The 12017-nt window shown below is 57.8% G+C and carries 12 protein-coding genes and 1 pseudogene; 7 read left to right on the forward strand and 6 right to left on the reverse strand.

Annotated elements, in window-relative coordinates; genetic code table 11:
- The first annotated feature begins 64 nt into the window (after positions 1 to 64).
- From MK6180000_RS13980 to MK6180000_RS14005, 6 genes are read left to right on the forward strand one after another with little or no spacing between them, the layout of a single operon-like run.
- Positions 65 to 1219: a class II histone deacetylase gene (locus MK6180000_RS13980; protein ID WP_138935286.1), complete on the forward strand. Its 1155-nt coding sequence runs from the start codon at positions 65 to 67 to the stop codon at positions 1217 to 1219.
- Positions 1216 to 2529: an ABC transporter substrate-binding protein gene (locus MK6180000_RS13985; RefSeq protein ID WP_138935287.1), complete on the forward strand. Its 1314-nt coding sequence runs from the start codon at positions 1216 to 1218 to the stop codon at positions 2527 to 2529. Before MK6180000_RS13980 ends, MK6180000_RS13985 begins: the two co-directional genes overlap by 4 nt.
- Positions 2530 to 2534: 5 nt before the next feature.
- Positions 2535 to 3302 carry an ABC transporter ATP-binding protein gene (locus MK6180000_RS13990; protein WP_138935288.1) on the forward strand — a complete coding sequence of 256 codons (768 nt, stop codon included), beginning with the start codon at positions 2535 to 2537 and terminating at the stop codon, positions 3300 to 3302.
- Entirely contained in the window at positions 3299 to 4015 is a 717-nt protein-coding gene (locus MK6180000_RS13995) for an ABC transporter ATP-binding protein (protein ID WP_138935289.1), read from the forward strand. Before MK6180000_RS13990 ends, MK6180000_RS13995 begins: the two co-directional genes overlap by 4 nt.
- A gap of 1 nt (position 4016) precedes the next feature.
- The gene (locus tag MK6180000_RS14000) at positions 4017 to 4895 is read left to right on the forward strand and encodes a branched-chain amino acid ABC transporter permease (RefSeq protein WP_138935290.1); all 879 of its coding nucleotides are present in this window, start codon (positions 4017 to 4019) and stop codon (positions 4893 to 4895) included.
- Positions 4892 to 5902: a branched-chain amino acid ABC transporter permease gene (locus MK6180000_RS14005; RefSeq protein WP_138935291.1), complete on the forward strand. Its 1011-nt coding sequence runs from the start codon at positions 4892 to 4894 to the stop codon at positions 5900 to 5902. The genes MK6180000_RS14000 and MK6180000_RS14005 overlap by 4 nt, the downstream gene beginning before the upstream one ends.
- 55 nt (positions 5903 to 5957) lie before the next feature.
- On the opposite strand, the gene MK6180000_RS14010 is transcribed toward MK6180000_RS14005, so the two are convergent.
- The 5 genes from MK6180000_RS14010 to MK6180000_RS14030 are packed head-to-tail and all read right to left on the reverse strand — an operon-like array spanning position 5958 to position 10753.
- Entirely contained in the window at positions 5958 to 7436 is a 1479-nt protein-coding gene (locus tag MK6180000_RS14010) for an aldehyde dehydrogenase (RefSeq protein WP_138935292.1), read from the reverse strand.
- A 9-nt stretch (positions 7437 to 7445) separates the two neighbouring features.
- Entirely contained in the window at positions 7446 to 8480 is a 1035-nt protein-coding gene (locus MK6180000_RS14015) for an LLM class flavin-dependent oxidoreductase (protein ID WP_138935293.1), read from the reverse strand.
- Positions 8481 to 8482: 2 nt separating this feature from the next.
- Positions 8483 to 9406 (reverse strand): flavin reductase family protein, encoded by a 924-nt coding sequence (locus MK6180000_RS14020; protein WP_138935294.1) that lies wholly within the window; start codon positions 9404 to 9406, stop codon positions 8483 to 8485.
- Positions 9403 to 10182: an alpha/beta fold hydrolase gene (locus tag MK6180000_RS14025; protein ID WP_138935295.1), complete on the reverse strand. Its 780-nt coding sequence runs from the start codon at positions 10180 to 10182 to the stop codon at positions 9403 to 9405. Before MK6180000_RS14025 ends, MK6180000_RS14020 begins: the two co-directional genes overlap by 4 nt.
- Complete coding sequence (locus tag MK6180000_RS14030) at positions 10154 to 10753, reverse strand: amino acid synthesis family protein (protein WP_138935296.1); 600 nt, start codon at positions 10751 to 10753, stop codon at positions 10154 to 10156. Before MK6180000_RS14030 ends, MK6180000_RS14025 begins: the two co-directional genes overlap by 29 nt.
- Positions 10754 to 10860: 107 nt before the next feature.
- Between MK6180000_RS14030 and MK6180000_RS14035 the strand changes: the two genes are divergently transcribed.
- Positions 10861 to 11709 (forward strand): LysR family transcriptional regulator, encoded by an 849-nt coding sequence (locus MK6180000_RS14035; protein WP_138935297.1) that lies wholly within the window; start codon positions 10861 to 10863, stop codon positions 11707 to 11709.
- Positions 11710 to 11801: 92 nt separating this feature from the next.
- Here the strand turns inward: MK6180000_RS14035 and MK6180000_RS14040 are convergent.
- Positions 11802 to 11948, reverse strand: a pseudogene (locus tag MK6180000_RS14040) (oxidoreductase); the annotation flags it as partial.
- Positions 11949 to 12017: the final 69 nt, after the last annotated feature.

A 12017-nucleotide genomic window follows, 5' to 3' on the forward strand; every position in this document is an offset into this window, starting at 1 on the left:
ATATGGTGGTATTTTCATATTTTAGCTTCCAGTTGAAACTGGGGCCAAACAGGGGAGGGGTTTGATGCAATTTCATACCAACACGAAATGTGCCCGCCGCACCGGATGGGTCACTTCTGAGCTTTATTATTGGCACGACACCCAGAACTATTGCGGATTTTTCGAGCCAAGCATGACCGTCCAGCCCGGCATGCACTTTGAAAATCCCGAGACCAAACGTCGGTTCCACGGGTTGGTCGAGGCGCTGGATCTTGCGCCGCACCTGCACGCGCTGCGCCCTCATTCCGCGAGCGACGAATCGATCCGCATGGTTCATCCTCAAAGCCACATCGACCACATTGCAAAGGTCTGTGCATCGGGTGGCGGCGACTTTGGCGAGATGACGCCGGGCGGCCCCGCCACTCTTGATATCGCGCGACTTGCCGTGGGCGGTGTTATTGATGCCGTCGATAAGGTGGTCGCGGGCGAGTGGGACAACGCCTATGTGCTGTGCCGCCCGCCCGGCCATCATGCCGAGCCGGAATGGTCGCGCGGCTTTTGCATTTTCGCTAACGCCGCGCTGGGCGTGAAACACGCGCAACAGGCACACGGAATTAAACGCGTCGCGACTATTGATTGGGACGTGCATCACGGTAACGGGTCTGAGACCATCTTTTACGACGACCCGTCCGTTCTGACGATCTCGCTGCATCAAAACCGGCTCTATCCGCCGGATTCAGGTGACTATACCGATACGGGCCGCGACGGCGGCGAAGGGGCGAACCTAAACATCCCTCTGCCCCCCGGATCCGGCAGCGGGGCTTATCGTACCGCATTCGAAGAGCTGGTGATCCCGGCGCTTGAGGCGTTCAAGCCCGAAATGATCTTTGTGCCCAGCGGCTTTGATTCCTGTGCGCTCGACCCGTTGGGGATGCAGATGCTGGCGTCGGGCGACTACGCATGGATGACCGCCCGTCTAATGGAAGTGGCAGACAAACATGCCAAGGGCCGCATTATCATGACGCATGAAGGCGGATACTCTGCTGTTTACGTGCCATACTGCGGGTTGGCGACACTCGAAGCTCTGTCGGGTGCTGACACCACGTTCGAAGATCCATTCGCCGCCATTGTCGCAGCCTATGGTGGGCAGGAGCTGAGTGGAGATCAGAAGCAGGTTATCGACAACGTGAAAAAATCGTTTTTCAAAACGGTACGCTCAACAGTGGAGTCAGAAACATGACGCAACCTAGCAATCCATCGCGCCGCAGCTTTATCCGGGGGGCCGGAGCAACCGCCGGCGGTGCAGCCATGCTCGCCGGACTGAATACCGCCGCAAACGCCCAAGAAGGTGATCCCATCGTGATCGGCTGCCCCGCGCCGCTGACCGGCATCGTGGCCGCTGATGGTATCGAGTTTCGCAACGGCATGGAAATGGCCCGGGACGAGATCAACGAGGCCGGCGGCATTCTGGGACGACCATTACAGGTCGTTTTCGTCGATACAGAAAGCAAGGGCGATGACGTGGTCATCCAAGCTTCGCAGCGCCTGATCGACCGTGACAATGCCAGCGCGCTGATTGTCGGTTATAACCTAGAGACCGGCACAGCGATGCACGACGTTGCCGCAGATGCCGGAATAATCGCCATGCACAGCATGACCGTGGCCGTGCATGACGAGTTGGTGAAATCTGATCCCGACCGCTACTGGGGTACGTTTCAATACGACCCGCCAGAAACCATGTATGGTGCCGGGTTGCTGAAATTCCTCGCCGAAATTGAAAATGCGGGCACATTCAAACGCCCCAATGACAAGATCGCTATCATCACGGGCCCCGGCACCTATTCGGTTAACATCGCAAACGCGCTAAAGGATGGCGCGGCGGAATTTGGCTATGACGTGTCGATGTTTGAGACGGTAAAAGTACCCGTCACCGATTGGGGCCCCACATTGGCCAAGCTGCGCGCAGATCCGCCCGCAGTGATCGCCGTCACGCATTTCTATACCTCCGATCAGGCGCAGTTCATGAACCAGTTCATGACCGATCCGACCGACAGCCTTGTTTATATGCAGTATGGCGCCTCGCTGGCCGCGTTCCGGGACATCGCCGGTGACAATTCGGTCGGCGTGACTTACGCGACCGTCATCGGCGCCCTACAGGACGAGATCGGCACGGCATTTGCGGATGCCTACAAGGACCGCTTTGGCGCAAGCGCATCGCCAAATGGCGGCGGACAGACCTACACGGCAATGTATGCCTATTCAATCGCGGCAGCGCTGGCCGGCGGCCCCGGCGGCCCCTACGAGGAAGACCAGAACCGCCTCGTTGCAGAGCGGCTGAAATCTCTGATCTATCGCGGTCCGATGGGGACACTCCGCATCCACCCCGAAACGCATTCGGCGTGGTCCTACCCTACCGAGACGAACGATCCATCGCTCGGCATGCCCCATATCTTTAGCCAGATCCAAGACAAGACACAGGACGGGGTTCTGATTTCGCCTTGGCCCTATGAAAAGGGCACGTTCCAGATGCCGCCTTGGATGAAGGGCTAAGCGACATGCCGGACGGGCAGGTCAATGCACTTGAGTGCCGCGGCGTGATCAAACGCTACGGTGCGCTCGCGGCGGTCGACGGTGTGGATTTCACCGTCGGCCGCGGTGAGGTTGTCGGCATCGGCGGGCCGAATGGCGCAGGCAAGACGACATTCTTTGACCTTATCAGCGGCCTCTCCACGATGACCGAAGGGACTATACGCTACATGGGCCAAGACATTGCTGGCATCGCGCCACATGATCTGTGTCGCAAGGGACTATCCCGCACGTTTCAATTGAATTCCGGCTTTGACGGGCTGACAGTCTACGAAAATGTGCTCGCTGCCCAAGTCTTTGGTCGTCGCAGTGCTGGCGGCTGGATGCTGACGCGCCGCGCCGACAGGGACGCGGCCCGCGCAATCATCGCGGACATGGGTCTGGAGGATATCGCAGATGATCTGGTCGCTGGTGTGCCCGTGCTGGTCCGCAAGAAGCTGATGGTCGCGACCGCGCTGGTAAACGAGCCAGACATCTTGTTGATGGACGAACCCGTTGGCGGCCTGACCCCGCCCGAGATCGAAGAATTCATCGCTTTGGTGATGCGCCTCAAGGAACAGGGACTGACGCTGGTTTTCATCGAGCATGTGATGCATTTCCTGACATCCGTCGCCGACCGCGCGATGATTATGCATCAGGGCCAAGTCATCTATGATGGCGCGCCGCAAGGCCTGAGCACCGACGCGACGGTGACCGAGGTCTATCTCGGCTCGGCCGGGACGGGGCGAGGCGCATGAGCTATCTGATGGATTTGCGCGATGTGGTGTCGGGTTACCTCAATCGCCCTGTCCTGCACGGCGTGAGCCTGCAATTGATCGAGGGTGAGGTGCTGTCCGTGATCGGCCCCAATGGCCATGGCAAGACGACGCTGCTGCGCACATTATCCGGCTTCCTGCCGTTCCGATCGGGGCAATTAGAGATCGCGGGCAAGCGACTGGAGAAATCCAGCGTGCATACTCGCGTTGAGGCCGGTCTGATCCACGTGCCGCAGGGCGACCAGCTTTTTACCGAGATGTCCGTCGAGGAAAATCTATTGATGGGCGCATATCTGACGCCGAACGGACCCGAGGTGAACCAGCGGCTCGACAAGGTATTCGCGCTCTTTCCCAGGCTAAAGGACCGCCGCACCCAGCCTGCCAGTTCGCTTTCGGGCGGCGAGAGGCGGATGGTGGGGATCGGGCGCGGCTTGATGGCGGATGCCCGCATTTTGATGCTGGATGAGCCGTCGCTGGGCCTCGCGCCTCTCTTGATCGAACAGATCTATGAGGCGCTGCGCGTGCTTAGCGCTGAGGGGTTATCGTTGATCATTGTCGAGGAAAACCCAAGCCGGGTCATGGATATCGCTAGTCGGCTGCTGTTGATGGACGCGGGACATATCGTCTGGTCAGGCACGCCCGATGAGGCGGATAATTCGCAGGACATAATGAAAACATATCTGGGAGGGCATTGAGATGGAAATTATCATCCAGATCATCGTGACCGGCCTCACGATGGGGTCGATGTATGCCCTTGCGGCTGTGGGCCTTTCGCTGATTTACGGCACGCTGGGCATGTTCAACATGGCGCATGGCATGTTTATGACGCTGGGGGCCTATGCGGTGTTCAGCCTCGCCTCTGCGTTTGGCATCTCGCTGTTGCTGGCGGTTCCGGCGGCAGTGATCGCGGGCGCGGTTGTAGGGATGCTAACGCACCTTCTGATCGTGCGCTTCATGCTGCATTCGACCGAGTTTGAGACGAATATAATCGTCGCCACCGCCGGCCTTGCCATCCTGCTCGAAGATTTTGTGCTCAAGATCTACGGCGGCTATCCCTACCCGCAGCCCGTCAAAATTGAGGGCACTTTCTTTGTGGGCGGGGTCAGCATAACGTATCAGGCGGTCGTTATCATGGCTGTTGCTTTGCTCTGTATCGGCGTCGTGGCGTGGTTGCTGCTGCGTACCAAGTTCGGGCGCGCGATCCGTGCCACCGCCCTAAACCGTGATGCGGCCATGCTGATGGGTGTGCGCACAAATACCGTCTATTTGCAGGTCATGGCGCTGGCGGGTGCGCTGGCCGGCGTCGCCGGGCTGATGATCTCGACGCTGGCGACGCTGTCGCCGCAAATGGGGGGCGATCCGCTGCTCAAAGCGTTCGTGATCTGCGTGGTCGCAGGGCTTGGCAATGTCTGGGGCGCCGGCATCTGCGCCTTTGGCTTGGCGCTGATTGAAGCAGCCATTGGCTTCTACTTCGGAGTGCGCTTCGGATTTCCGGCAATGCTGATGCTCGTTATCCTCGTGCTGATCTGGCGTCCCTTGGGCCTCTTCGGCAAGGAAAAGGTAGTGCGGCTATGAGCACGCTTCAGCGTCATTTGATCATCGGTCTGGCGGTGATCGCCGTCTTTGCAGCCCTGCCTCTGGTCATCAGCGAACGCTACCTTCTGGGCGAGGTGATTATTTTCTTTATCTGGGCGATGGTCGCCATGAACTGGAATGTGCTGATGGGCCATGCCGGTGTATTCTCGCTGGCGCAGATGTTGTTCGTCGCTGTGGGGGCCTACGGCATGGCGATGGGCGTCACCTTTGTGGGCCTGTCGGTCTGGGCGGCAATCCCGCTGGCAGCGCTTGCATCCGCGCTATTGGCAGTTGTGGTTGGAATGGCCTGCCTGCGGTTGACCGGCGCTTATGTCGCATTGCTGACCTACGCCATCGCCGAGATGGTGCATGTGCTGATCATCACCGACACTGAATGCTTCACGCTAGTGCGTAACAATTGTCAGCAGCTTTTCGGCGGCTCCACAGGCTTCTCGCGCTTTGATGATTTCGGATTCCGTTCGATGCTTAAAGGTAACTGGATCCTCGGGAACTACTACGCCGTCCTGGTGGCGTTTGCGATCACGGTGTTAGGTGTCGTGGTAGTGATCCACGGGCGGCTTGGCCTTGCCTTTCGGGCGATCCGTGACAATGTCGGATACGCAAGCAGCCGCGGGATTGATCGCAAGAAGTATCAGATTGCAGCCTTCGTTATCACCGCGTTTCTGACCGGGCTTGCGGGCGGGGTCTATGCCGCTCATTTCCGCTTTGCCGGGCCAAGTCTGTTTGATTTTTCGACACTGATGTTCGTTCTGGCAATGGTGGTGGTTGGCGGTTTGGGTTCGACTTGGGGCCCGTTGATTGGCACAGGCTCGATGATGATCGTTGTGGAACTGTCCAAGGAAATGGGCGACGCTCGAAATCTGGTTCTGGGGCTGGCGCTGGTGATCTTTGTCATCGTCATGCCAAAGGGCTTGGCTCAAGCTGGGAAAATAGTTGCGGGCCGGCTCTTTCGTCGCTCAGCGCCCAAGATGACGACACCGCCTTGAACTTGGCTTAACTCCATCCTGTGTGGGCCGTGAAAGTGCAGCGAAGAGACGTTCGTCAACGCATCACAAACGGATTGGCCATAGGGCTCTCGGACGTGTTGATCCAAGTGGTTTTTGTGCAGGTGTAGTCGCGAATGGCATCAATACCTGCTTCGCGGCCATAGCCGGAATGATTGTACCCGCCAAACGGCGCAATCGGCGATATGGCGCGGTAAGTGTTCACCCAACAAATACCGGCTTTGAGCCGTGAAGATACCCGATGCGCGCGCGCAAGGTTTTGCGTGAATACGCCCGATCCAAGCCCGAACGGTGTGCAGTTGGCCAACGCGATGGCCTCCTCTTCGGTGTCGAAGGGGATGAGGGACATGATAGGGCCAAAGAGCTCAACCTGAAGCGTCTCAACGTCGTGGTTTTCGCATTCGACGAGCGTGGGAACCATGAAGTTGCCCGCGCCCGACAAAGGCGCGCCGCCAAAGCGGATTTTCGCACCCTGTGCCGTCGCTTTCGCCAATGTTTCAACGATCCGAGCGATCTGGGCATCGGTGCAGAGCGGCCCCATATGGGTGCTTGTGTCCGTAGGGTCACCGACCACAATATTAGTGGCTTTTTCTGCGATCCGCGCCACAAGCGCCTCATAAATTGGCCGATGGATTAGGCCACGCGATCCCGCAACACAGCTTTGACCGGACGCACCGAAGTTACCTGCAATCAGGCCGTTCGCGGCCCCTTCCAGATCGGCGTCGTCGAACACCAAAATGGGCGACTTCCCTCCCAGCTCCAGTGTAGTGACGGCAAAGCTCTCTGCCGAATTGCGGACCACATGACGGGCGGTTTCAGGGCCACCTGTGAAGGCGATCCGATCAACATCTTTGTGACGGGTTAGCGGAATCGCGCAGTTTTCGGCGTCCCCCGTGATGACAGACACAACGCCACCCGGAAAGCCTGCCTCTTCGATCAATCTTGCAAACTCTAGCATCGGCGCAGGCGCGATTTCGGACGCCTTCAATACCACGGCACATCCCGCCGCGAGCGCAGGTCCCAGCTTGGTGGCGGTCAGGAACATCTGCGCATTCCACGGCACGATCGCCACGACCACACCGATCGGCTCACGGCGCGTAAAGACATGCATATCGGGCTTGTCGATAGGCAATACGGCACCCTCAATCTTGTCAGCAAGACCGGCATAATAGCGATAATAGTCGCCGACATACGCCGTCTGAGTGGCAGTTTCAGACAGCAGTTTGCCGCTGTCGGTGGTCTCTAACAGCCCCAGCGCAGCCGAATTTTCCTCTATAAGATCGCCCAACCGATACAGCAGTTTGCCGCGCTGTGTCTGCGTCATATCCCGCCACGCGGCATCGTTCAAAACCCGCCGCGCCGCACTAATCGCGCGCTCCACATCTTGCGGTCCGGCGCAGGCGAATGTTGCCCAATCTTTGCCGGTTGCGGGATTCCGCGTGGTCATCACCTGGCCTGCGTGGCCCTCGGACCATGCGCCATCAATGAACATCTGAAAGTGGGGAAGCTTTGTCATTATCGGACCTCAATTAAATGCAGGCATCACGTCATTGATAAACCGTGACAGGGAATCGCGCTTGCGGGCAAATTGCATGCCACTATCGATCCAGAACGAATACTCATCATAGCCCAGATCCTCGTAGCGTTTGATCTGATCGATGACTTCTTGCGCGGTGCCGATGGTCAGGTCTCGGTGCATATTTGCGGGCGACATCAGCTCATTTGCGGCCATTTCAGCCTCCGATGGGCCCTCAATAAGGCCCTGACTTACCGGGCGCTTGTTTTGAAACCATGCGCCAAAGTAGTTGTAGAATTGCGACAACTCTTTTGCGGCAACGGACGTGTCATTCGCATCTGACGCCACATAAGTATGGTGCAGCAACATAATCTTGGGGCGCGGCCCGGCATGGGCGGCGCAGGCATCATTGAATTTAGTCATCAAACTTTCGATCTCTGCCATGCCTTGCCAGAGCGGCGTCACCTGAATGTTGAACCCGTTTTCAACACCAAATGCATGGCTGCTGGCATCACGCGCCGCAATCCAGATCGGCGGGCCATCCTTTTGCACGGGTTTGGGGGCAGAGGTGGTTTTCGGAAACTTGTAGTACGCTCCGTCATGTGCGCAATCACCGGCCCAGAGCTTGCGAAGCAATCGCGCACTTTCGCGCATCCGCTGGCCTGCGTCCCATGCGTCCATTCCGGGCATCAGGCGCTCATACTCATAGGAATACGCACCTCTTGCGATTCCCAGTTCGATCCGGCCATCCGTGATGAGATCGGCGGCGGCGGCCTCACCGGCCAAGGCGATCGGGTGCCAAAACGGCGCGATGATCGTCCCAGTTCCAAGCCGCACGTTCGTGGTGTGATAACTCAGATCAACTAGGCTAAGGAACGGATTGGGTGCGATTGTGAAATCCATTCCATGATGCTCACCCGTCCAAACCGCACGCATTCCGCCCTCGTCTGCCATCTGGGCAAGCTCGATAAGTTCTCGTCGTAAGACGCGCTGTTCCTGGTCCTGCGAGATCCGCTCCATATGGGCAAAAAGAGAAAAGTCCATGCTCAAGTCCTTCCGGACAGATTGTGGACGGCACCATGTTCGGTGTCGCCAAGGTAGAATGCAAAATTACGCGTTGACGCCTCTAGCGCGAAGCGGGTCATCATGCGTCCGATCGCAGGGGTGGTGTAGGTCAGCGCCCCCAACTCTGAGATCGGGACGGATACCACATCGGCGTCCGCCCCATCCGACGATCCAGTCGCCAGAAAGTAGGCATGATGCTCGCGGTTCTTTGCCCTCTCGAATACCGAATAGGCCTGGCCCAATTCGGCGGTGATTCCCTTGCTTGCCAACATGGTTTGCAAATCGGCGATCAGGCGCCCGCGATCAGAATGCATACATTGCGGTGGCCGAAATCCTTCTGCAGTTCGCTCTAGCAAAACGGTGTCGCCATCCTCAACAATCGCGCCGCACACAGCCGTTCCAATTGTTTCGTCAAAGGCAGCGCGCTCTAACCCGCGGCTAAAATACTGCCCGCCAACATAGCCAAGCCCTTGGTGTCCGGCATGGTGAAATGCCGCCACTTGGCCGATCAGAACGCAATGATCACCCGCCTGAGTGACTTGATGTGTTGTGCAGGAAAACTGGGCTGCTGCACCGTCAATTAATGGCACACCATGCAGGTCCACAGAATGCGCAACCTTTGCAAAGCGATCTCCTTTGAAGCTGGCAAACGTGTTCGATACTTCCTCTTGCCCTTCGGCCAGAATGTTGATCGCGAAATGTGTGCATTTAGCAAAGGTATCGTAGCTCGATAGAAACTTGCCGGGGCAAACCAAAAGCATCGGAGGGTCAAGCGACACCGATGAAAATGAGTTCGCGGTAAAGCCGACTGGTATGCCGTCTTCGCGCAATGCGGTGACGACTGTGACACCCGTTATGAAGGAGCCAAACGCATTTCGGAGCGCGTGGTGATCGACCTGCGTCATGTTGTTCGCTCTTTCAGAAAATCTGCCAGGATCACATTCACCTCTGACGCATGTGTCATTGGCAACATATGCGCTGCACCGTCCACCACTTCGGCCCGGCCGTCTTTGACCATAACCGCCATTTGCTGCGACATCTCTGGCGTCGAATTTGGCTCACGCCCCCCGGTGAGAAACAGCACAGGGCAGTGCATGTCGCGCAGCTCCTGATTGCTGGGGCCATCCTCGCGCGCAAAAGCGCGGTAAGCATCGCGGTATCCTGCCGGATCCACGCCGCTTAGCCAGCCATGGCAGGCGTCCCGCTGAGGCGACGGCGCATCGCCGAACCACCGCGCCAACGTCGCGCCGGGGTCGGCCACCGCAGCCCCACCCAAGCTGTCTGCCCGCGCCAATACTGCGGATTTTGCCGCAGGATCGCGTCGATATATCGCATTCAGCGCGGCAACACCGATTACGCGATCTGGATATCTCGTCGCCATATCCATGGCGATCATCGCGCCGAACGAGTGCCCGACAACAACGGCTGGCGCATCCAGCACCGCAGCGATTGCGTCGGTGAAATCAGCCATCTGCGCCCTCGATTTCAGGGCTGCGCTTTCCCCATGCCCCGGAATGTCCACCGCGACAACACGATGTGCTTTCGACAGTTCATCAATCTGCGCCGCCCACGCCTCCGCGCGTAGGCCGACGCCGTGAATCATTAGAACCAGTGAGCCTTCGCCGACTGAAATTGCAGCTATCGAGCCAGTCTTAGACCGCTGCCGGGTTGTCCAGGTCATGCCCTAAATCCTTCAGGTCTTGATATCTATCGCCGATGCGGTGATGGGGACGTCCGCTCATCGCAGCGCCCAAAACCACGATAACTTCGTCGTCACGCGGCGCATCGGGAATCGCAAATTGGATCGTCAGATAGTGCGAGCGGCGGCCCGCATCGTTCTTGTCCATCAGCGGCACCATGATCGGCGCATTGGCGCCGCCGCGTGTATTGGTGAAGGCCAGATAGGACTTGGCCGCCACCGCCTCGCGATAATGGTTGCCGAAGCGCAGCGTGTGGATCAAGCCAGAGGCATGCTCAATCTCTCCGTTCAGGCCGACAACAGCGGCTTTTCCGTAGGCCTCAATCGCATCACCAGACCCCGCCAACGCGATCATTCGCGCTGTCATCATCTCGCCCAGCACAGGACCATATGCGTGAATTTCCGGCTTCAAATCCTCGACAAAGCGGCCGGCCCATGGATTGCGCAAGACAACTGCGACCGCAAACATGCGCCAAGGACGCTCGGCAGCGCGATACCCCTCGACCAAAACTTCTTCATCATATGTTACGATTTTTCTTATTTCCGGGTTCATTCTGGCCTACCTGACTGAGTTTCCCGGACTATCGGCAGGGACGCCTCCGTTGACAAACGAATGATTTGGGGGCTCATGGATTAGCAAAACTAATGGATAACTTGACCATGGCAAAAGCTCTTCCACCGCTAGCGTGGTTTCGCGCGTTTGAGGCCGCAGCCCGCAGGCTAAGCTTTACAGCCGCAGCTACCGAAATCGGGATGACGCAATCGGCGGTCAGCCAACACATCAAATCGCTGGAAATGTCGCTTGGCGTTCCTCTTTTTGTCAGGCGCGCGCGGAGCCTGTCCCTAACGGACGACGGGCGAAAACTTTTGCCGCAAGTGGCCGCAGCGCTCGAGACATTGACTGCCGCTGCCCGCTCTTTTGACACGGGTCCTTCCGAAAATCTGCTGACGGTCGCCACATCGGTCAGCGTTGCGCAGTGGCTCATCGCGCCAAGGCTTGCAGAATTTTCCGCACAAAACCCCAACGTCCGTTTGCGATTTCTAAGCACGATCTGGCCGGACGATTTTCAGGCCATTCATGCCGATGTCGAAATTCCCTTTGGCTCGCACAACCAATTTGGCCGGAATGCGGTTCTGCTAGAGCCAAATGGACTGGTCGCGTTGAAATCTCCCAAGCTAATAGGTGACATTGAGACCCTCCCACTAATTGAATCTGTAGGCACGTCAGGCGGGTGGAAAACTTGGAAGGGCTCGATCGGTGGACTTCGCACACCTCAGTTCTTCGTGGACTCGTTCGGGGCTGCCTTGAATTTGGCCGTGCATGGCAGCGGAGTCGCTCTGGTCAGCGAAATTTTAGCACATCACGCCCTAAAATCGGGCCAGCTAGTTCTGGCTGATGGTGCGGCGACTAAGTGCAATGAAGGCTATTATATACGGGTCAACGAAAAGCTACCGACATCTACTCTGTTCAAAGATTGGTTACTCCAGCAATCGCAGAGATCGGTTTGACACGGAGTGTGCCCATTGGTTCGTCCAGTTTGACGGCAGCCAGGGGTGGATATCACTTCCTGATCCAAACCCTTCCCTCATACCCCTCTCGTTCAGCCATTCACATCCACCACAACCCTGCCTTTTACCTGGCCTTTTAGGATGTCGCGGCCCAGCGCAGGCAGATCGCTCAACGTAGCGGATTTCACCGTCGCCTCCAGCTTCTCCATCGGCAGATCGCTGTCGATCCGCCTGCACGCCCCAAACACGCGGACCACCACGAGCGCTGCACCCATACCGACGGGGAAACTATACGAGCCTGCTGAAAC

The organism is Roseovarius arcticus (assembly GCF_006125015.1).
GTDB lineage: Bacteria > Pseudomonadota > Alphaproteobacteria > Rhodobacterales > Rhodobacteraceae > Roseovarius > Roseovarius arcticus.